Source organism: Roseibium sp. MB-4 (assembly GCF_053005265.1).
Map to the genome: position 1 here is coordinate 177,458 of NZ_JBRKQB010000004.1, position 18,619 is coordinate 196,076.

22 protein-coding genes are annotated in these 18,619 nt (G+C 56.8%); 12 read left to right on the forward strand and 10 right to left on the reverse strand.

Annotation, left to right across the window (positions count from 1 at the left end; translation table 11 throughout):
- The first annotated feature begins 25 nt into the window (after window positions 1-25).
- The gene (gene leuD / locus ACVDG4_RS20290) at window positions 26-631 is read left to right on the forward strand and encodes a 3-isopropylmalate dehydratase small subunit (protein WP_133952802.1); all 606 of its coding nucleotides are present in this window, start codon (window positions 26-28) and stop codon (window positions 629-631) included.
- Window positions 632-704: 73 nt separating this feature from the next.
- On the opposite strand, the gene ACVDG4_RS20295 is transcribed toward leuD, so the two are convergent.
- Window positions 705-1,244, reverse strand: a complete 540-nt coding sequence (locus ACVDG4_RS20295; RefSeq protein WP_447236448.1) for a L,D-transpeptidase family protein — start codon at window positions 1,242-1,244, stop codon at window positions 705-707.
- Window positions 1,245-1,436: 192 nt separating this feature from the next.
- Here ACVDG4_RS20295 and ACVDG4_RS20300 point away from each other — a divergent pair, with 192 nt between their 5' ends.
- Both ACVDG4_RS20300 and ACVDG4_RS20305 read left to right on the forward strand, forming a co-directional pair.
- Window positions 1,437-2,120 carry a response regulator transcription factor gene (locus ACVDG4_RS20300; protein ID WP_008195291.1) on the forward strand — a complete coding sequence of 228 codons (684 nt, stop codon included), beginning with the start codon at window positions 1,437-1,439 and terminating at the stop codon, window positions 2,118-2,120.
- Window positions 2,121-2,230: 110 nt separating this feature from the next.
- Window positions 2,231-2,686 carry a Crp/Fnr family transcriptional regulator gene (locus ACVDG4_RS20305; RefSeq protein WP_209002687.1) on the forward strand — a complete coding sequence of 152 codons (456 nt, stop codon included), beginning with the start codon at window positions 2,231-2,233 and terminating at the stop codon, window positions 2,684-2,686.
- Between the two features lie 21 nt (window positions 2,687-2,707).
- On the opposite strand, the gene ACVDG4_RS20310 is transcribed toward ACVDG4_RS20305, so the two are convergent.
- Window positions 2,708-3,529 carry a cyclase family protein gene (locus tag ACVDG4_RS20310; RefSeq protein ID WP_447236449.1) on the reverse strand — a complete coding sequence of 274 codons (822 nt, stop codon included), beginning with the start codon at window positions 3,527-3,529 and terminating at the stop codon, window positions 2,708-2,710.
- A 175-nt stretch (window positions 3,530-3,704) separates the two neighbouring features.
- Here ACVDG4_RS20310 and ACVDG4_RS20315 point away from each other — a divergent pair, with 175 nt between their 5' ends.
- From ACVDG4_RS20315 to ACVDG4_RS20345, 7 genes are all read left to right on the forward strand, one after another.
- Window positions 3,705-5,231, forward strand: a complete 1,527-nt coding sequence (locus ACVDG4_RS20315) for a YifB family Mg chelatase-like AAA ATPase (RefSeq protein WP_409686504.1) — start codon at window positions 3,705-3,707, stop codon at window positions 5,229-5,231.
- A gap of 79 nt (window positions 5,232-5,310) precedes the next feature.
- The gene (locus ACVDG4_RS20320; protein ID WP_055673029.1) at window positions 5,311-5,628 is read left to right on the forward strand and encodes a heavy metal-binding domain-containing protein; all 318 of its coding nucleotides are present in this window, start codon (window positions 5,311-5,313) and stop codon (window positions 5,626-5,628) included.
- Window positions 5,628-6,239 carry a GNAT family N-acetyltransferase gene (locus ACVDG4_RS20325; RefSeq protein WP_447236450.1) on the forward strand — a complete coding sequence of 204 codons (612 nt, stop codon included), beginning with the start codon at window positions 5,628-5,630 and terminating at the stop codon, window positions 6,237-6,239. Before ACVDG4_RS20320 ends, ACVDG4_RS20325 begins: the two co-directional genes overlap by 1 nt.
- 55 nt (window positions 6,240-6,294) lie before the next feature.
- Window positions 6,295-7,257, forward strand: coding sequence for an agmatinase (speB, locus tag ACVDG4_RS20330; protein ID WP_447236451.1), 963 nt, complete (start codon window positions 6,295-6,297; stop codon window positions 7,255-7,257).
- Window positions 7,258-7,450: 193 nt separating this feature from the next.
- A complete protein-coding gene (locus tag ACVDG4_RS20335; RefSeq protein WP_422020338.1) occupies window positions 7,451-8,311 on the forward strand; it encodes a LacI family DNA-binding transcriptional regulator in 861 nt (286 codons plus the stop codon).
- 107 nt (window positions 8,312-8,418) lie between these two features.
- On the forward strand, window positions 8,419-8,853 hold the full coding sequence (locus ACVDG4_RS20340; RefSeq protein ID WP_447236452.1) for a YHS domain-containing (seleno)protein: 435 nt from the start codon (window positions 8,419-8,421) through the stop codon (window positions 8,851-8,853).
- Between the two features lie 101 nt (window positions 8,854-8,954).
- Window positions 8,955-9,506: a tetratricopeptide repeat protein gene (locus ACVDG4_RS20345; protein WP_447236453.1), complete on the forward strand. Its 552-nt coding sequence runs from the start codon at window positions 8,955-8,957 to the stop codon at window positions 9,504-9,506.
- 34 nt (window positions 9,507-9,540) lie between these two features.
- On the opposite strand, the gene ACVDG4_RS20350 is transcribed toward ACVDG4_RS20345, so the two are convergent.
- Window positions 9,541-10,449, reverse strand: coding sequence for a LysR family transcriptional regulator (locus ACVDG4_RS20350; RefSeq protein WP_447236454.1), 909 nt, complete (start codon window positions 10,447-10,449; stop codon window positions 9,541-9,543).
- A gap of 110 nt (window positions 10,450-10,559) precedes the next feature.
- Between ACVDG4_RS20350 and ACVDG4_RS20355 the strand changes: the two genes are divergently transcribed.
- A complete protein-coding gene (locus ACVDG4_RS20355; protein WP_447236455.1) occupies window positions 10,560-11,528 on the forward strand; it encodes an LLM class oxidoreductase in 969 nt (322 codons plus the stop codon).
- Window positions 11,529-11,536: 8 nt separating this feature from the next.
- Window positions 11,537-12,355, forward strand: a complete 819-nt coding sequence (locus tag ACVDG4_RS20360) for an SDR family NAD(P)-dependent oxidoreductase (protein WP_447236456.1) — start codon at window positions 11,537-11,539, stop codon at window positions 12,353-12,355.
- Window positions 12,356-12,404: 49 nt separating this feature from the next.
- On the opposite strand, the gene queF is transcribed toward ACVDG4_RS20360, so the two are convergent.
- The 7 genes from queF to pdxY all read right to left on the reverse strand — a co-directional run bounded on the left by queF (window position 12,405) and on the right by pdxY (window position 18,584).
- Window positions 12,405-12,872: a preQ(1) synthase gene (gene queF / locus ACVDG4_RS20365; RefSeq protein WP_447236457.1), complete on the reverse strand. Its 468-nt coding sequence runs from the start codon at window positions 12,870-12,872 to the stop codon at window positions 12,405-12,407.
- Window position 12,873: 1 nt separating this feature from the next.
- A complete protein-coding gene (gene queE / locus ACVDG4_RS20370) occupies window positions 12,874-13,602 on the reverse strand; it encodes a 7-carboxy-7-deazaguanine synthase QueE (protein WP_447236458.1) in 729 nt (242 codons plus the stop codon).
- Window positions 13,599-13,985 (reverse strand): 6-carboxytetrahydropterin synthase QueD, encoded by a 387-nt coding sequence (gene queD, locus ACVDG4_RS20375; protein WP_447236459.1) that lies wholly within the window; start codon window positions 13,983-13,985, stop codon window positions 13,599-13,601. Before queD ends, queE begins: the two co-directional genes overlap by 4 nt.
- Window positions 13,978-14,667: a 7-cyano-7-deazaguanine synthase QueC gene (gene queC, locus ACVDG4_RS20380; protein ID WP_447236460.1), complete on the reverse strand. Its 690-nt coding sequence runs from the start codon at window positions 14,665-14,667 to the stop codon at window positions 13,978-13,980. The genes queD and queC overlap by 8 nt, the downstream gene beginning before the upstream one ends.
- Before the next feature lie 255 nt (window positions 14,668-14,922).
- On the reverse strand, window positions 14,923-16,824 hold the full coding sequence (locus ACVDG4_RS20385) for a DNA/RNA non-specific endonuclease (protein WP_447236461.1): 1,902 nt from the start codon (window positions 16,822-16,824) through the stop codon (window positions 14,923-14,925).
- Between the two features lie 127 nt (window positions 16,825-16,951).
- Complete coding sequence (locus ACVDG4_RS20390; protein WP_447236462.1) at window positions 16,952-17,689, reverse strand: DUF429 domain-containing protein; 738 nt, start codon at window positions 17,687-17,689, stop codon at window positions 16,952-16,954.
- Window positions 17,682-18,584, reverse strand: coding sequence for a pyridoxal kinase (pdxY, locus tag ACVDG4_RS20395; RefSeq protein WP_447236463.1), 903 nt, complete (start codon window positions 18,582-18,584; stop codon window positions 17,682-17,684). The genes ACVDG4_RS20390 and pdxY overlap by 8 nt, the downstream gene beginning before the upstream one ends.
- Between the last annotated feature and the right edge of the window lie 35 nt (window positions 18,585-18,619).

The following is an 18,619-nucleotide window of genomic DNA, read 5'->3' on the forward strand; positions in this document are numbered from 1 at the left end:
GAACCCGTTTTCAGGAGAGGAAACCATGGAAAAATTTGAGACCCTGACCGGGGTCGCAGCACCGATGCCGATCGTCAACATCGATACGGATATGATTATCCCGAAGCAGTTCTTGAAGACGATCAAGCGCACTGGTCTCGGCACTGCGCTGTTTCATGAAATGCGCACCAATGACGACGGGTCGGAAAACGTCGACTTCGTTTTGAACAAGGCAGCCTACCGTGATGCCAAAATCCTGATCGCTGGCGACAACTTCGGTTGCGGCTCATCCCGTGAACACGCGCCATGGGCGCTGCTTGATTTCGGTATCCGCTGCGTGATTTCCACGTCCTTTGCCGACATCTTCTACAACAATTGTTTCAAAAACGGCATTCTGCCGATCCAGGTCTCTGAAGACGAATTGGAAACGCTGCTGCATGCTGCAGAGCGCGGCGCCAACTTCACCCTGACGATCGATCTGGAAAACCAGGAGATCAAGGGCCTGGAGAGCGGCGACATTGCCTTCAAGATCGACCACTTCCGCAAGCATTGCCTGATCAACGGTCTCGATGACATCGGCTTGACCATGGAAAAGGCCGGCCAGATCGACACTTTTGAAGACAAGATGGGCGAGAGCCGCCCCTGGGTCTAAGCGCCATCTGATCTACTCAAATCCATAAGCCCGGTGCCCTGCGCCGGGCTTTTTTGTTGGAGTGAGCAGTGCTCTAACCCCGCACCTCCATGCGGCAGCCTGGAGAGACCTTCGACAGGATGAGCCGCATATGCTGCGGAGAGACCGCGACACAACCTTCCGTCGGCCGGTAATCTTCCCGGGCGATATGGAAGAAGATGGCGCTGCCCTTGCCTTTGACCGGCGGGTACATGTTGCAATCCAGAACGACGACGATGTCGTACAGCCTGTCCTCACGCCACATTTTCTCGTGACTGGCCTGAAACGGCAAGTCCACCAGACGATTGTAGCGGCGATGGCCCGGATCATCACACCAGCCGAGTTCGGGCTTCAAAACTTCAAGGGGAAGAACCGTTTGCGGCCTTTGGCTTCTGTCTGCACGATAGTAGACCTGCAGAAGCTCGAACGTCCCGGTCGGGGTCGCTCCGTCCCCTTCCCGCTTGCGTGTGATGATGCCGGAACGGCCCAATGCACACGGAACCGTGATCGATCCACATTGCAGAATTCCTTTGGTCCGGTCGCGCGGTAATGCGTGAACCTCGAGGATATCTGCCGGTTTTGTGCTCTCCTGCATGGTTCATCCTGCTTGTTTGTTCGGTGCCGTAAAAGGTCTTGATAAACCGGAGCTAAAGCCCGCGTGAAGAAGAATTGACGGGACCCTGCTTGTAAGGCGACACTTTCCCGCGCACATAGAGACGGCAACGCGCTTGTGTAGATTGCACAAACCCGCGTGAACACTGAAGATTTTTGGCGAGGACCCGACAAGATGACCGCCCGCACCATTTTGATTGTCGATGATGATACTGAACTGCGCGAAGCGCTTGTCGAACAATTGTCCCTTTACGACGAATTTGAGACCCTTCAGGCGGACACGGCGACCTCCGGAATTGGCATGGCCAAGGAAGAGCACATCGACCTTCTTTTGATGGATGTCGGCTTGCCGGACATTGATGGCCGTGAAGCAGTCAAGCTCCTACGCAAAAACGGGTTCAAGGCTCCGATCATCATGCTGACCGGACACGACGGGGACAGCGACACGATCCTTGGCCTTGAGGCTGGCGCCAATGACTATGTCACCAAGCCGTTCAAGTTCGCAGTGCTGCTTGCCCGTGTCCGCGCCCATTTGCGCCAGCACGAGCAAAGCGAAGATGCAACATTCGCCATCGGTCGCTATTCCTTCCGCCCGGCTGCAAAGGTCATGCAGGAAGACAATGGCTCGAAGGTGCGCTTGACAGAAAAGGAAACTTCGATCCTGAAGTTCCTGTACCGTGCCGGCGAGAAACCGGTCACGAGGGATGTGCTCTTACATGAAGTGTGGGGCTACAACTCCGGCGTGACGACCCACACTCTGGAAACGCATATCTACCGGTTGCGTCAGAAGATCGAGCGGGACCCGTCCAATGCCGAGCTTCTGGTGACTGAGGCAGGCGGCTATAAGCTCGTCCCTTGAGCCACAGACTTGTTTGTGAAGCGCATATTCGCTTGGACAGACACGATCAATCAGCGTAAATCTTGGGCATGAGCCTTGCCCAAGATATAGCGATTCTCAAAAAGATACCGATGTTTTCGGATTTTCAGGACGATCAGCTTCGCCTGCTCGCCTTCAGTGCCGAAAGCATGGATTACAGTGCCGGTCTGCGCCTCTTCGATCAGGATGAGCGGGCGGACGGCGGGCTTGTGATCACCGATGGTCTGGTGACGCTGTCAACACGCGGCGAAGACGGCTTTGAAGAAGTCGACAAGGTCGGTCCGGGAACGCTGTTGGGCGAAAGCGCGCTGCTGGTGGAAACCAAGCGTCCCTGCCGCGCAGAAGCTGCCGAACCTGTCCGGATCATCCGTATTCGCAGAGCACTCTTCAAACGCATGGTGTCCGAATACCCGGAACTTGCGCAGCGTCTGTTCGATCAGCGGGCCGCCCGGTTCCGCACGACCATGGGCCGTTTGAAGCCCATCGGCGACAAGATGGCCGAATTGGAACAGCTCAATGCAGAGCGCCGGGCTAAAGAAGAGGGCTAAGCCCTCTTTTTAACTCCTGCCTTAAACCATCGCCATGACCCGGCTCGGGCCGCCAGTGCCGCCGCGGTTTTTCGGGGCGCCGACAATGAGTGTTGCGCCGCTCGGCGGCAACGCATCAAGATTGGCGATGCATTCCAGGCCCCAGCGGCCGGATGGAAGCCAGGCGTAATGGACGGCAAAATCCTGCGAAATTCCATGATCGAGTGACAGGCTGTCAACGGCAAGCCCGGCAACGTCGGCTTCTTCCATCAGCATCTGAACCGCTTCTATATGAAAGCCGGGAAAATGCATGACACCATTGGCATCCGCATTGCGGAACATGTCTGAAGACGCATGTGCGCTCCAGCCAGAGTTCATCGCAACACACGCTCCGTTCGGAATGTCTCCATTTGCCGAAATCCATGCCTTGAGATCGTCCGGAGTGACTTGTGCGTCCGGGTTATCAGCGGCGCGCTTCTTGATGTCGATGATACAGAGTGGCGTAACCAGTTTGTCGACCGGTATTTCGGCAACGGATTGCCCATCTGCGGAAAAATGCAGCGGTGCGTCGAGATGTGTGCCCGAATGCTCATCGATTGAAAGGCTGTAGAGATTGTAACCGTCCTTGGCGAAATCGAAGATTTTCTCTGCCCTGTATCCAGGCTCACCCCCAAATGTTGGAAAGTCTTCAGAGAGTTCGTGTGTGAGATCCAGGATTTGCGCTGGTGTCTGCGCCATTGCCGGAAGAGCGCCTGCAACAGTGGTCGCCGCCGCAACGCCGGCTCCGGCGGCTGCAGCCCTGAAAACATCGCGCCGTGACAGCATTTTGTCTTTCACCGACTTGATGATGCAAAGATCGCACATGGCTTCGTTCTCCGGTTCCGTGTTGGCTTCCTAATCAGTGTGCGAGGGTCCAAGCTTTTCGGCAAGTGGCAAGTCCGATAGGCACCAACTGGCAGTGCGCATGGCCATTCGAACACGCGTCTTGTTCTCTCTTATAAATTGCAATACCGTCATATTAAATTTATAGGAGAGTTTGATGGTCAGCCGGGTGACCACGGTGGCCTTCCAAGGCATAGAGGCGGTTCCGGTCGACGTGCAGGTGCATGTCGGCCCGGGCATGGTCGCCTTTACCATCGTGGGCTTGCCGGACAAGGCGGTGGCAGAAAGCCGGGAGCGGGTCCGTGCGGCTCTGTCCGCCTCAGGTCTCGCGCTTCCGGCCAAGCGCGTCACGGTCAATCTGGCGCCAGCGGATCTTCCAAAGGAAGGATCCCACTACGATCTCCCGATTGCGCTCGGGGTGATGGCGGCCATAGGCGCAATTCCGGCAGAGTTCTTGGAAAACTACGTCATTCTGGGCGAATTGGCGCTGGATGGGACTCTGGCTCCTGTCGCTGGAGTTCTGCCAGCCGCAATGGGCGCAAACGCATTGGAAAAGGGGCTGATCTGTCCGTTTGAATGCGGCGGAGAAGCCGCCTGGGCGGACAGTGAGATGGACATTTTGGCGCCGCGGTCCTTGATCCAGCTCGCCAATCATTTCAAGGGAACGCAGGTCCTCTCCAGGCCCGCAGCCAAACTCCGGGGCGATCCGCAAGGCATACCGGATCTTGCAGATGTCAAGGGTCAGGAAAGTGCCAAGCGTGCTTTGGAGATTGCGGCGGCCGGTGGACATAACTTGTTGATGGTCGGACCACCGGGATCCGGCAAGTCCATGCTGGCCAGCCGTTTGCCTTCCATTTTACCGCCGCTCACCCCGCGCGAACTTCTTGAAGTTTCCATGATTGCCTCGCTTGCAGGGGAACTTGCGGATGGCAAACTGTCCGACCGCCGCCCGTTTCGAGCGCCGCACCATTCTGCTTCCATGGCAGCTCTTGTGGGCGGCGGATTACGGGCCAAACCTGGTGAAGTCTCGCTGGCTCACAACGGGGTTCTGTTTCTGGACGAGCTACCCGAGTTCAATCCCCAGGTGCTCGATAGCCTGCGTCAGCCGCTGGAAACGGGAGAGGCTATCATTGCGCGCGCCAATCATCGGGTGACCTACCCTGCGCGCATTCAGATGGTGGCGGCGATGAACCCCTGCCGGTGCGGTCATGCCGGGGAACCGGGGCACCAATGTCGGCGCGGAGAGCGGTGTGTAACCGAATACCAAGCAAGAATTTCGGGGCCGTTTCTGGACCGCATTGATCTGAGGATTGAGGTCCCCGCGGTCACAGCTGCCGATCTGATCGGCCCGGCAGAGAGTGAACCATCTTCGGAGGTCGCGAAGCGCGTTCTGGCGGCCCGCAAACTTCAGGAACAGCGTTTTTTTGATCTCGGGGTTGCGGCGCGGACCAACGCGCAAGCCCCGGCCTCCGTTGTTGAAAAAATGGCGCAACCGGATGACAAGGGTCTGGCCTTCTTGCGGGAAGCTGCCGAAACACTGCAGCTATCGGCGCGGGGCTATCACCGGGTACTGAAACTTGCCCGGACCCTTGCCGATCTGGACGGTCTTGAGACGGTTGCCCGCATCCACCTTGCAGAAGCGCTCAGTTATCGCGGTCAGGATCTGTCACGCCGCGCAGCGTAACCGAACCGGCTCACTTTCCTTGTATTCGTCCGGACGCCGTCCCATGTCATGTCTTGCACTCAAATCTGGAGGATGACGCATGCTGGTGACGACAACGCCGACCATTCAGGGCAAGGATCTCGATTACAAGGGCCTGGTGACCGGCGAGGCCATCCTCGGCGCGAACTTGTTCAAGGACATTTTCGCCGGTATTCGTGACATCGTCGGTGGCCGGTCTGCAGCCTATGAAGAAGAGCTTGCCAAGGCCCGTCAGATTGCAGTTGAAGAGATGTGCCAACAGGCACAACGGCTTGGTGGCAACGCGGTGATTGGCGTTGATATCGATTATGAAACTGTGGGCCAAAACGGTTCCATGCTGATGGTGAGTGCGACCGGTACCGCTGTCACAATGCGCTGATGGCGGACCCCGTAGATCAACAGTTTCAGATTGTGTCCGGCTTTCCCGAAGATCAACGGGAGACGGCCGCTACCTTGTTCTGGCAGGCGTTTTCCGGAAAGCTCGGCAAGATCCTGGCCCCGGATGACAAGGCACTCTCGTTGATTGCCCATCTCCTTGATCCTGACTTTGCAATCAGTGCGCTGGATGAAGACGGCGGGCTTATCGGAATGGCCGGGTTCAAAACCAAGGAGGGCGGGCTGGTTGCTGGCAGCCTATCCGACATGACGGCCGTCTATGGTCTGTTTGGAGGGTTGTGGCGCGGGATTGTGCTGGAACTCCTGGAAAGAGATCCAGAGCCCGGACTTTTATTGATGGACGGGATTTTTGTGGGTGCTGAAGCACGTGGTCTTGGTGTCGGTACGGCCCTTTTGAATGCAATCTGCTCGGCTGCCGTTGCGCGCGGCTGCTCCAGGGTCCGGCTCGATGTGATCGACACCAACCCACGTGCAAGGGCGCTTTATGAGCGGTCCGGGTTTGTGCCGGCAGGCACTGAGGAAACAGGACCGTTCAAATACATTTTCGGTTTTTCATCTGCGACGCGCATGGAAAAGCCGTTGCAAGCTGCTTGACGCCGCCAGATCCGCACGGGAAGCTCTGAATTGAAAGACCAACCCGGAGCGTTTCATGACATCTCACGGATATGAAAGCGGGCGGCTCAACCTGCCCTTTGTCGGAATTTGCACATTTGGAAAGTATCCGTACCAACCGGACTGGTATGCCATTGACGCTGACGTTGCTGTTCTTGGCGCGCCGTTTGATTTCGGAACCCAATGGCGCTCTGGTGCGCGTATGGGACCAAGGGCGATCCGGGAGGCGTCAACGTTGTTCTCCTTTGGCCACGCCGGGGCCTATGATTTCGAAGATGACATCACCTACCTGCCCGCGGAAACCACGCGGATTGTTGACATTGGTGATGCGGATATCGTTCACACCGACACGATCGAGAGCCACAAACGCATCGAGTTTGGCGTTCGCAAAATACTTGAGGCCGGGGCCTTACCTGTCGTGTTAGGGGGAGATCATTCGATCAACATCCCTTGCATCAATGCTTTTGATGGCGAAGAGCCAATCCATGTGGTGCAGATTGATGCCCACCTTGATTTTGTCGATGAGCGTCACGGGGTACGTTATGGGCACGGTAATCCCATGCGCCGGGCTGCTGAAAAACCTTATGTGACGGGGCTTAGCCAAATCGGTATCCGCAATGTTTCGTCAACGGCCCGGGACGGTTATGAGGCCGCACGCCAGATGGGCTCGGACATTGTATCGGTCCGTCAGGCACGGAAACTCGGCACAGACGCGCTTCTTGCCAAGATCCCGAAAGGCAAACGCTACTATCTGACGCTCGACATCGACGCTTTTGATCCATCCATTGCGCCGGGCACGGGCACGCCGAGCCACGGTGGGTTTCTGTACTACGAAGTCCTGGAACTGATCGATGGGCTGTCGCAGCAGGGAGACATTGTCGGAATGGATTTGGTCGAAGTTGCTCCGGACTATGATCCCGCTGGTGTTACCGGCGTACTGGCGGCTCAAATCCTGATGAACACCATTGGCCGGGTCCTGCACCACCGACCCAAATCATGAGAGAAATCAATGCAGCCTGAAATAGACCTTTAAGCCATTCAACTACACACGCGTGCGCCAACTTTGTGAAACTTGCTTAGCGTCGTAGTTGGACACAGTGCTGTTTGGTCACACTATTCGGATTTCCTTGATTATCCGACAGAGAGGTGCTTCAAAAACGTAGAAGAGCATTGATGATCCGGAGAAGTCATCCATGAGTGATATGGCAGCTCAAGCACAGCAGAGCGCCAGAAGTATGGTCATTGGCTTGATCGTACCGGACATCACCAATCCGTTTTTTGCTCAATTGGCAAAAAGCATTGAGATGGAAGTCGCGTCGCGGGGCGGCATGGTGATGCTTGCCAATTCCCACGACGATCCAGGTATTGAGCTCAAACAGGTTCGGGCCATGCACGATTGGCCGGTCACGGGGGTCATCGTGGTGGCTGGTTCAGATGCCAGCCGGTCCTATTCCGCGGAGCTGCCGATCATTTCTCTTGATCGCCGTTACGGCACATATCCCTTGGTAGCGACCGATCAGCGGGATGGCGCGCGCAAGGTCGTCGATCACCTGCATGGTCTTGGTCACCGGATCATTGCCTATATAGCCGGGCCGGAAAATCTGGAGGTCGCCCGCGAGCGGCGCGACGGGTTCATTGAGCGGGTCAATGAGCTTTCCACGCCCGACGATGAAATCGATCTGACGGTTCATACAGGTGAATTTGATTTTGCATCCGGCGAGGCTGTTGCCCGAAACATTCTTTTGCAGCTGCGCAGGGGCTTTCGCATCACGGCCATTGCGACAGCAAGCGACCAGCAGGCGATCGGCGTTTTGCGGTGCGCGCGTGACCTTGGTGTGCACGTTCCGCAGGATGTCTCCGTGATTGGCTTCGACGACATCACCTTGGCATCTCTCGTTGTCCCACGTCTCACGACCCTGCGTCAGCCGATCGAGGACATTGCTTCGGTTGCTGTTGATCGCATCGTCGCCAAGATAGAGGCCCCGTCGGATCATGCCATCCGGGGCTCGCTGATTGTCCGCGAATCTACCGCGCCGGCCAGCCGCTGGGATTAATACCGCCGCACTGGGCGTGCTGTTGAGATGACCTCACAGGATTGTGGATTGAACGTTAGCGGTAGGCCAAACATCTCCTATCGAACGAGACATTTGGGAGATTCAGCATGATGAACCGGCGTATTGTACTTGGCCTCGCAGCAGCCAGTGTTGCAGCGATCGCGCTTCCATCCGCCCCGGCTATTGCAAAAGATCCGTTGGCTCTCACCGGTTATGATCCGGTGTCCTATTTTTCCGGCCGTGCCCCAGAAAAAGGGTCCTCACAATTCACTGCAAAACATCGCGGCAAGACGTATCAGTTTTCCAGCGCTCAAAACAGGGATGCGTTTGCGGCCAATCCCAGCCGTTTCGCCCCGCAATATGATGGTTATTGCGCTTATGGTGTTGCCCGCGGCTATAAGGTTGGCGTCGACCCGCTGGCCTATAAGGTTTTCGATGGAAAGCTTTACGTGAACTACTCGCGCTCTGTGCAGCGAACCTGGAGCCGCGACGTGCCCGGATTTATTTCCAAGGCCAATCAGAACTGGCCGAGCCTAAATTGAAAAGGCGTCGTCCGGTCGGACTGATCGCGGAGAGTTGCCAAAGGAGACTGCAGCGGTACCTATGATTTGGCGACAAATTCGGTGCAGTTGACGAGGGGCTTTTGACGAAAATACGCGTAGCGTCTTTGGCGGTTTTGTTTGTGCTGGGATTGAACGGGGCAGTTTTCGCTGTGCCCTCCGACACTGAGGACCTGCCACCCAAGCCGACACAGACATCGACCGAATGTCCGGACGGGAAAGCCTGGGACAAAGAGAGCAACCGCTGCATTGATATCAAATCGGACCTCTTTGACGACGATGACCGGTTCCTGGCCGCGCGTGAACTCGCCTATGCGGGGCGCCTAACGGCGTCTGCGCAGGCGTTGGATGCAATCCGGGAGCAGGACAGCTCCCGTGTTCTCACCTATCGGGGATTTCTTGCGCGGAAGGCCGGGGATTGGCCACAAGCTGAGAAATACTACATTGCAGCGCTCGCAGTGGATCCTGACAGCCTGATGACGCGGTCTTACATGGGAATGGGGTTGTTTGAGCGCGGCGACAAAGCCGGTGCGGTCGACCAACTCCGCGAGATCCGGGCACGCGGGGGGCGAGGCGGATGGCCAGAAAGAGCATTGCTCATGGCGATGCGGGCTGGCGGTAAAACCAGCTATTGAGGTTCCGCTAGTTTTCTCAATTGCCGAGGAGATCTTAAGGCTTCAGCCAAGGCGGCGCCTTGCCGATTTTCTCAAGCAGAAAATCAATGAAAACACGCACTTTTGCGGTCAGGACATTTGATTTCGGGTAAATCAGCCAAAGCATCGAGGGATCATCGAAGATATGGTTCGGCAGTACCCGAATGAGTGTTCCTGTTTTCAGCTCCTGATGCACACTCCAGAGAGAATTGGCCGAAATGCCGGCGCCGGCCAGAGTGGCGAGCTTCTGAGAGAGACCGTTGTCCATCGTTAAACGGGCATTGGGACCCCGGGTGTCGAACACGCCTTCCGGACCTGTTGGGCTCATCAGAGGTTTCACTGCGCGGGCCGCAAAACCGATCAGTTGGTGTTGTTGAAGCTCATCAGGCGCCATGGGCACACCGTGCGATGCAAGATATCCCGGTGAGGCGCACAGAATACGCGTGTCATCTGCGAGCTTCCGGCCCTTCAGGCTGGTGTCTTCCATAGCCGAGTTTCGGAGCGCAAGATCGAAACTCCCGTCAATCAAATCATATTTGACGTCCGATAATCGCAGATCGAGACGGATGCCGGGATGCCGTTCCATGAACTCCGGAAGCAGTGGAACGATGTAAAGTTGAGCAAAGGTACTTGGCGCGGTGAAGCGCAAGGTTCCGGTTGCCTCCGGCTTGCCATGCCCGAGTGCGGCGCGTGCCGCGTCCTCCTGCGCTAAAATTTCCCGGGCATAGGGAAGAAACTCCGCACCTTCTTGCGATAGCGAGACTTTACGCGTGGAGCGGTGCAGGAGATCCGAACCGAGAGAGCGTTCCAGTTTGGCAAGCCGCGCACTTGCAATGGACGGGGCAAGCCCCAACGCCTTGCCGGCTGCACTGATGTTGCTTTTTTCGGCGGCCAAAACGAACAGGCGCAGGCATTCGGTGTCCATTTAATTATCCCGAAATTCAGAATAGTGAAGTCTCAAATATGCTATTTATGGAGAAAATAAAAGAAATATCTTTAGTTTGAACAAGCACTCCATGGATGAGGATCCACGTCATGCTGAAACGTGCCGCAGACGGCGGTTTTCAGTCACTGAACACCGCCTACAATGCCACCTTCCGGCAGAATAGGATGAGCATCGGCCTCGTTGTGCCGATTGAAAACTATGCCAATAGCGCCGTGCCGACGATGCGGGATCATTTGGATCGGGTACAGTTGGCGGAAAAACTGGGCTTTTCTGCGGTTTGGTTGCGCGATGTACCGTTTGACGTCCCGTCGTTCGGGGATGCGGGGCAGACCTTTGACCCGTTTGTCTATCTGGGAACATTGGCGGCTGTCACAGACCGCATCGCGCTTGGCGTTTCGAGCATTATCTTGCCGCTTCGCCATCCGGCACATGTTGCAAAGGCGGCGGCGACAGCGGATGTGCTCTCTGGCGGCCGGTTGCTGCTCGGGATTGCGTCCGGAGACAGGCCAACGGAATTCCCGGCGTTGAATGTCTCGTTTGAGGCCCGCGGCAATGCCTTTCGTGAAAGCTATGACTACATTCGCCGTATGGCTGATCCTGCTCCGGCTTTCAACAGCCCGCTCGGCGCACCATTCGGAGGGATGGACATGCTGCCAAAGCCGGTCGCGGGCCGATTGCCAATGCTGATCACAGGTGGCAGCCAACAGGAGCCGGACTGGATTGCCCATAATGCGGATGGGTGGATGACGTACCCCCGAAATGTTTCGCACCAAGCCGAGGTGATCGAGGACTACCGGCGGCGTGTTGCCGCCGCGGGCTTGGCGGACAAACCGGTCATGCAACCGCTCTATGTCGACTTGCTTGAAGACAAGGACGCGCCACCCCAGCCGATCCATCTCGGCTTCCGGTCTGGGCTCCGGGCTCTGAACCGCTATTTGAGGTCCCTTGAAGAAATTGGCGTGAACCACGTGGCCCTGAATCTCCGGTTCAATCAGGCAAACACCGAAAACACCTTGGCCCGGCTCGCCGATGAGCTGCTGCCCAACTTTCACGCGTGAGGTTACTGATGCAAAAGACTATTCTTCTGACCGGGGCCACCGATGGCATCGGGCTGGAAACAGCAAAGCGGCTTGCCGCGGACGGTCACACGCTGTTGATCCACGGACGAAACCCGGACAAGCTGGCCAGGGTGAAGGCCGATCTGGTGGCTCTTCCGGGCGCCGGTGAGGTTGAGGCGTATGTCGCTGATTTTTCAGATCTGGCCGATGTAAACAGTCTGGCCGACAGCATTCGCAGCCACCACGATCATTTGGACGTTCTGATCAATAACGCCGGGATCCTCCGCACTCAGGATCCTTTGACCAAAGATGGTATGGATGTTCGCTTTGTGGTCAACACGATCGCGCCGTATCTCCTTACCCGGAAGCTGTTGCCGCTGATGGGGAATGCGGGCCGGGTTGTCAACTTGTCTTCTGCTGCTCAGGCGCCAGTCAATCTCAAGGCCTTGGCTGGTCAACAGCGGGCCTCTGATATGGAGGCTTATGCGCAGAGTAAGCTTGCCATCACCATGTGGACACGGGATTTGGCGCGCAAGCTGGGCCCTGACGGGCCGGCCATCGTCGCCGTCAATCCAGCCTCCCTTCTTGGCACCAAGATGGTGAAAGAGGGGTTCGGTGTGTCCGGTAGTGACATCGGTGTCGGCGTTGACATTCTGATACGGGCTTCTTTGTCAAAAGAGTTTGAAGGCCGGTCCGGAGCTTATTTCGATAACGATTCCGGACGCTTCGCAGACCCGCATCCGTCGGGCATGGATCCGCGGGCTTGCGCAGAAGTCGTTGCAGCGATCCGCGATGTCCTTGCGCACGCCGGCCTGCCTGCGAATTAAAGCGCAGGCCGGTTAAGTCTGCCGATCGATTTCCTAAAGGGCCGCCGGACTAGCCGCGGCCCCGGTAAGGCTGCACGCCCTGCTCAGGGATCCAGACCCCCTCCGGGGCTGGGCCGGTTTGGTAAAATACGTCGATCGGAATCCCGCCGCGCGGATACCAGTATCCGCCGATCCGCAACCACTCAGGGTTCAGCAGATCGACAAGGCGCTTGCCGATTGAGACCGTGCAGTCTTCATGGAATGCGCCGTGATTGCGGAAAGACCCCAGGAAGAGTTTCAGCGACTTGCTCTCAACCAGGAAGTCCTTGGGCACATAGTCGATGACAAGATGCGCAAAATCCGGCGCGCTCGTCAGAGGGCACAGAGAGGTAAACTCTGGTGCCACAAAGCGCACCATGTATTTCGTACCGGATTGCGGGTTTGGAACTTTTTCCAGAACAGCGTTTTCCGGGCTGTCGGGCAGCTCAGTCGATGCGCCGAGCTGGGTGAGGTTTTCGTATATGGATTTGTCGCTCATCTCAAACGCCTCTCAAGTTGCCCCAGATCAGGGTATGCAGCTGCGGCAGGACCGTCGGGGTGTACCAGCGGTCACCAGCCACCTTGTCCACCAGCCAGCGCATCCGGTCCATGATGCCGGGCATGTCGATCGGAGCATCCGCTGCGGCCGGTGACGGCGGCGTGTGGTTGCCCGGCTGCAGATAAAGCGGCAGCGCCGGGTAGCGCGCAGCAAGATCCTTGGCATAGTCGTAGTCCGCGTCATCGAAGATCACGGTTTTCAAGACTGTCTGGGTGTCTGCTCCGGCCGCCTCGACACATTCCGCGAGTTTTTGCCAATCGGTGTCCATGCCGCTGGAGGGCGGCTTGGGGCTCAAGGTCAGGACATCGAGTGTCGCAAACCAGTCCTTGGCGATGCTCCCCTGTGTTTCCAGGGCAAAACGATAGCCTTCCCGCCTGCCGAGCTCGATCAACGATCCAAGTGGCTGGATCGCCGGATTGCCCCCGGACAGCGAGACCATCAAAGGCTTGCCGCCGCTGAGGATTTCGATCTGCATCAGGATTGCCTGCGGCGTCATCGGGTGCCAGTCGTCCCGGTAGGCGCTGTCGACGGCATGCAGTGTATCGCACCAGCTGCAGCGGTAATCGCAACCGCCCGTGCGCACAAATATTGTCGGCTGACCAATCAGAGCACCTTCACCCTGGATCGTTGGTCCAAAAATCTCATTGACCCGAATTTGTCCAATGCTCATTGGCGGGCCTCCACCGGGATATAGGTCAGCGGCCGGTACTCGGCGCATGTTTTGGGTGTTTCCTTGACCCGGACAGCTGTCGTCTCTGGCCATTTTCCCACACACCAGTCGAAAAGATGCTTGGCGAGACGTTCCGCAGTGACACAGTCATCGCCAAGAACATCGTTGAGATGCCGGTGATCGAGCGTGTCGTCGATATAGGTCTTCAGGGATTTCAGCTCATTGTAGTCCCGTACGAAACCGATTTGATTGAGCTCAGAAGACGCCAACTCGACTTCGACCACGTAGTTGTGGCCGTGAAACCGGGCGCAAGGATGATCATCCGGAAGACCGATCAGCTGATGCGATGCGGAGAAATGGAATTCCTTGGTGATCCTATACATTGCAGGCCCCTTTCCAGAAGTCGGGGTCGGCATAGGTTGTCGGATCTTTGACGCCAGCCAGGTGGAAGGCTTCCCGCCGCTCGACACAGGTGCCACAGCGTCCGCAGTGGATCTCACCGCCTTTGTAACAAGACCAGGATTGGGTGTGGTCTACGCCCAGCTTTGCGCCCTCGGCTGCGATATCGGCTTTGCTGATATGCACATACGGCGTGTAGAGCTTGATCTCGCCCATGCCTTCCAAAGCATGGCGCTGCATTTCTTCAAAGCTCTCGGTGAAGGCGGGCCGGCAATCCGGATATATGAAATGATCGCCGCCATGAACGGCCGTTGCGACGGCCTCGGCACCGCGAGCAGACGCAATTCCATAGGCGATGGTCAGCATGATCGCGTTGCGGTTGGGCACCACGGTGATCTTCATAGTGTCTTCGGCATAGTGGCCGTCGGGCACATCAATGTTGTCGGTCAGCGCCGAGCCGGTCAGCTGGCGGCCGATGTTCGTGATGTCGATCAGGATGTGTTCGGTGTTGAGCGCATCGGCACAGGCTTTGGCATAGTCCAGCTCCTTCTTGTGGCGCTGGCCATAGTCGAAGGAGATCAGGCCGATCAGCTCGTTTTCCTGCGCGATTTTGTGCGCAAGGGTGACGGAATCCATTCCGCCGGAACAGATGACAAGTGTTTTCAACGTATTGGTCCCTTGTTTTCGCTGTGGACGTTCGTTGAAACGCCCGTCACCGGGTAGGCTGCGACCGGTGGCCTGCCGTTGAAGCAAGCGGCGCGCCTTATAACAGGGTTGCGCAAAAAGGGAAGAGACTTTGATTCTGGCACCTGTTGAGATGCCGACAAAACTGGACCGGGTACTCTTGGTTCATTCTGGTTAGAACGTCCTAATCAGTAATCCGGTCCGACAATTTCGGACGACCGCGAAGAGGTCCTGACCCTAGATCGCGATTTGGGTTGCGCTTGTTATTTCACGGACCTGGGCCTTGATTGTCTCCCCGCCAAGGCTTTCAACACTCAAAGTCGATAGAAGCGCCTCGTTTTGGGTGATATCCGCGTCCGCATATGCGTCAAAGCCAAGTCCTGTCCGGATTTCCAGCTCATAAACAGAAATCTGGAACAACCGGAATGGATCGAAGTCAAGCGTTTCCAGATCACTCAGCAGGTCGTTCTGGGAAAGCACGAAGCAGGCGGCTGTCGGGTTGCCGTCGGCACCGCGATAGGCGACCAGTTTCCAATAATCCCGCGGGATCCGGGCGCCACGATATTCAATGTCCTCGTCCGAAAAGACGGGACCTGAGATCACCGACACACGAATGTCCTGATCGGCAGCCTGTTCCAGGATTATGTTTTCAAGGCGTCCCCAGAGCCCGCCAAGGCTGGACCGGTTATAGCGCTCGTGTTGCGGGGCAATGTTTGTGTAGTAGTAGGAATCCTTGTTGGCCTGGCGTGCTTCGGGCACCGGCCCCCAGGCCAAATCAGCCCTTCGCGCGATGTGCCCGCGATCCAGCTTGTTGTCTTCATAAAGACTGTTGTTCCACTGCAGACCACTCTCGATTCTTGGATCTTCCTTGAAGCTGTGACTGCCCAAGGTCACTTTTCGCGCGCCGTCAACGTTCCACGCCACAAAGCGGGCCATGCGCCGTTTTGCGCTCAGGCATACGGAGAAGTGAGTATAGGGGATTGTCTGCTTGCGGCCAAAATTCACCGCGTCCCGTTTGATGGCGGTCGACATGCCGGGCATTGGAGCGTGGAAGCCAAGGAAGTCGGCATCGTAACCAGAGCGAGCTCCAAAGGCTTCCGGTGCATTACCTGGAACGAGATTTGTTTCCGGAGGCGTCAGAGAGAACCGGAGCTTGTTCATGACGGAGGCTGGGTAACAGGCAAGCGCATGTTCGTCCGGGTTGTCGCCGGTCTCGCCCGCAAAATGCAGACCTGCGAAGATGTCTGTTGCCTTTTGTTTGTCGACGATCATCCATGCACTGCCGGAGTCACCGCCCATGCTGATCTCGTTGTTAGGTGCAGGTTTCTTGGGGTCCGGCGCAATTTCAAAACAGCCGATTGCTTTTTCACCCACATGACCGCCGTAATTGATTTTCGCGATGACATCGGTCCGTCTGACTATTCCGTGGGTTGTATTGGTTGTCCGTCCCGTCTTGACGACTTTGTCGTCGAGCTCAACCTCTGCCATTCTCTGCGGTGCAACGCCTAGGTTATGGATCTCTGGATCAAATTCGCGGTCCCGCAGGCGGGAGATGGCGCAATCGCCCGCGATCCCAAGATGACTCCTTTCCAAGTCACCGCAATAGTTGTCTGCGATGTTGTTGTCGTCATGCGGCCCGGGCTGAACGATCGGGTCTCCTATCTCGCCCGTTGGTCCGTGAAGTACGTGCCAGTTGGAGAGAATGCATGCAGCCCCGGTTTCGTCGTCGAACACGATCATGCCCAGTGTACCCGCGGTGCCATCCACGTGAGAAACGCTTGCCCCCGGGACAACCGGATCGAGTCTTGTTTTCAAGACGGACGGGGTCTCCGGACTGATAACCTGATAGGACGGTTTGAACCCGCGTTCCACGACATCGGTCGGGATTGTAATGCCTTCAAAGGCGATTGTTTTTGGCAGTTCCTTTGTGCCCAGGGCTTCCAGCCCCGACACTTCTGCTTTCTGACCAACTGTGAACACAACACTGACTTCGCCGGTGTTGTTTTTTCGGCCTATTCCGATGGATGTGACGTTAGGATCGTCAAGGTAATCGCTGCCGCGCGTTCTGATAAATTTGCGGAGTATGTGCTGAGTGGACTCTGTATCGGATTTGCCTGCAGTCTTCCGTTTTTTGGCCATGGTTCACTCCAAAAAAACATAGGAACTCACCCGGCATTTAAACGTGATATCGAATTTCCATCAACTTAAGATATAGGAATTTTGAAAATGTCACAAAATGCAATCATTGATTGATTTTGCGGGTGTATCAGGCCCAGATCGCCATGCGCAGGCCTTTGCCGTCGCGCTGATAATTTTCAGGAAACGGTTCGGCCTGCCTGTTGAAAATTCGCTCTGCAATCAAATTGTTGGCCGCCGCATCAAGGAGATCGTCCCGGCCGCATCCCTTTGGTGGTTTTTGATCCAGGAAGTCTTTGGGCAGGCCCTTGGAAACAAGCAGATCGCGGCGCTGATCCAAGCCTTCCGGGTTCGCGCGGCTCTTGACCTTCTTTGGCAGGCTCATTTCGGCCTCTCCGTTCAAACGCCAAAAGGCGAGCTCCGGATGCACTTCATGAACCCGCTCTTCTAGCGCCGGCGTCATCAGGCCGTCGATTTCACGGATTTTGGGGAACAGATAAAAGCATTGTTTTGAGACCTTGCGGGGTGGGCTGGAGGTTTTAAGCGACGTTTCACAAGACGCTCTGTAATCCTCTTCGTAGACCGCAGCGCGCGACGGCACGGAAAACACAGAAGATTGACGCATTCCAAGGTGCTTTCTAGCAGCCTTTTCAGCCCCCCTGCCATCTGGTCCAAGGAGGTCCGGCAGCCCGATCGGCATGTCAACTGCAATGATCTTCAACTCGGGCCGATAGGAAAGAAGATCCGCAAAGTGTTCAAAAAGCTGAAGTTTGAGATCTTTGGGATCGCTCAGGTTTCGGAGAACTGCGATCCAGCCGGCCCGGCAACCGTCAACACCGGCGACCCAGGTCCCGGCGCGCTCAGGCACGGGCTTTGGCTTCCATAACACGCCGGGAAGTGACCAGCGCCATGGCTCGGACCACGGACTGCTGTTCATCGGCAAAGAGTAGCTCATCCGCTCCTTTTTTGACGCTGCGCGCGACAAGCTCAAAAACGGAGGCGGAAGCACGCTTTACGGCCTCCTCATCGTCCAATCCAGCGAGCCGGTTGATCAAAAGCAGACCGGCTATCAGATCACCCGTACCATGCGGCGGGTTGGCAATTGCTGCATGTTCAGCGGCAACGGCGCCCCTTGGGCCGGCGAGCAGATTGGAGATCGCGTTGCGGCGCAAGGCCGGTGCCGACGTCACCAGGACGCGCTCGGTGCCCAAATCCCGGGCCGCCGATAGAGCCTCCAGCTCGCTGGAGATTTCTCTGCCGGTTAACCAGCCAAGTTCAAAACTGTTTGGGGTGACCATATCGGCCAGCGGAACCAGATGGTCCCGAATGGCTTCTGCAGTTGCTTCAGAAACGTAAAGCCCGCCACCTGAAGCAGATGTGTGATCGCCCATCACCGGATCGCACAGATAAGGCGCTTCTGGGTTGGCGGTTTTGACTGCATTGATCAGATCCGCAATTACCGGAGCCTGGTCCGGGCTGCCGAGATACCCGGTGATGATACCCCCGATTTCGCTGAGCTTCGCCGATCCCGCCAGGTCGGAAGAGATTGCAGAAAATTCAGCGGTTGGCGGCACAATCCGCGTTCCCTTGCCGTGTCCCGGGTGCCAAGGCAGCAAGATGGTCGGAAGAAACCAGACATCATGACCGTTCCGCTCCAGTGCAAACGTCAGACCGCGGCCGGATATGCCGCCGCGTACCACTTGAGATGTGATGACAAGGATCGGTTTTGTTACCGGTTCAGATCCGGCAGGCGGCTGCGTCATAGGCGGCTTTCAAGTGAGGGTTCGCCGGATTGGCG

Bases quoted from the DNA above. Each gene is read 5' to 3' on its own strand.
- leuD (WP_133952802.1), top strand. From the start codon at position 26: ATGGAAAAATTTGAGACCCTGACCGGGGTCGCAGCACCGATGCCGATC.
- ACVDG4_RS20295 (WP_447236448.1), bottom strand. From the start codon at position 1,244: ATGCAGGAGAGCACAAAACCGGCAGATATCCTCGAGGTTCACGCATTA.
- ACVDG4_RS20300 (WP_008195291.1), top strand. From the start codon at position 1,437: ATGACCGCCCGCACCATTTTGATTGTCGATGATGATACTGAACTGCGC.
- ACVDG4_RS20305 (WP_209002687.1), top strand. From the start codon at position 2,231: ATGTTTTCGGATTTTCAGGACGATCAGCTTCGCCTGCTCGCCTTCAGT.
- ACVDG4_RS20310 (WP_447236449.1), bottom strand. From the start codon at position 3,529: ATGTGCGATCTTTGCATCATCAAGTCGGTGAAAGACAAAATGCTGTCA.
- ACVDG4_RS20315 (WP_409686504.1), top strand. From the start codon at position 3,705: ATGGTCAGCCGGGTGACCACGGTGGCCTTCCAAGGCATAGAGGCGGTT.
- ACVDG4_RS20320 (WP_055673029.1), top strand. From the start codon at position 5,311: ATGCTGGTGACGACAACGCCGACCATTCAGGGCAAGGATCTCGATTAC.
- ACVDG4_RS20325 (WP_447236450.1), top strand. From the start codon at position 5,628: ATGGCGGACCCCGTAGATCAACAGTTTCAGATTGTGTCCGGCTTTCCC.
- speB (WP_447236451.1), top strand. From the start codon at position 6,295: ATGACATCTCACGGATATGAAAGCGGGCGGCTCAACCTGCCCTTTGTC.
- ACVDG4_RS20335 (WP_422020338.1), top strand. From the start codon at position 7,451: ATGAGTGATATGGCAGCTCAAGCACAGCAGAGCGCCAGAAGTATGGTC.
- ACVDG4_RS20340 (WP_447236452.1), top strand. From the start codon at position 8,419: ATGATGAACCGGCGTATTGTACTTGGCCTCGCAGCAGCCAGTGTTGCA.
- ACVDG4_RS20350 (WP_447236454.1), bottom strand. From the start codon at position 10,449: ATGGACACCGAATGCCTGCGCCTGTTCGTTTTGGCCGCCGAAAAAAGC.
- ACVDG4_RS20355 (WP_447236455.1), top strand. From the start codon at position 10,560: ATGCTGAAACGTGCCGCAGACGGCGGTTTTCAGTCACTGAACACCGCC.
- ACVDG4_RS20360 (WP_447236456.1), top strand. From the start codon at position 11,537: ATGCAAAAGACTATTCTTCTGACCGGGGCCACCGATGGCATCGGGCTG.
- queF (WP_447236457.1), bottom strand. From the start codon at position 12,872: ATGAGCGACAAATCCATATACGAAAACCTCACCCAGCTCGGCGCATCG.
- queE (WP_447236458.1), bottom strand. From the start codon at position 13,602: ATGAGCATTGGACAAATTCGGGTCAATGAGATTTTTGGACCAACGATC.
- queD (WP_447236459.1), bottom strand. From the start codon at position 13,985: ATGTATAGGATCACCAAGGAATTCCATTTCTCCGCATCGCATCAGCTG.
- ACVDG4_RS20385 (WP_447236461.1), bottom strand. From the start codon at position 16,824: ATGGCCAAAAAACGGAAGACTGCAGGCAAATCCGATACAGAGTCCACT.
- pdxY (WP_447236463.1), bottom strand. From the start codon at position 18,584: ATGACGCAGCCGCCTGCCGGATCTGAACCGGTAACAAAACCGATCCTT.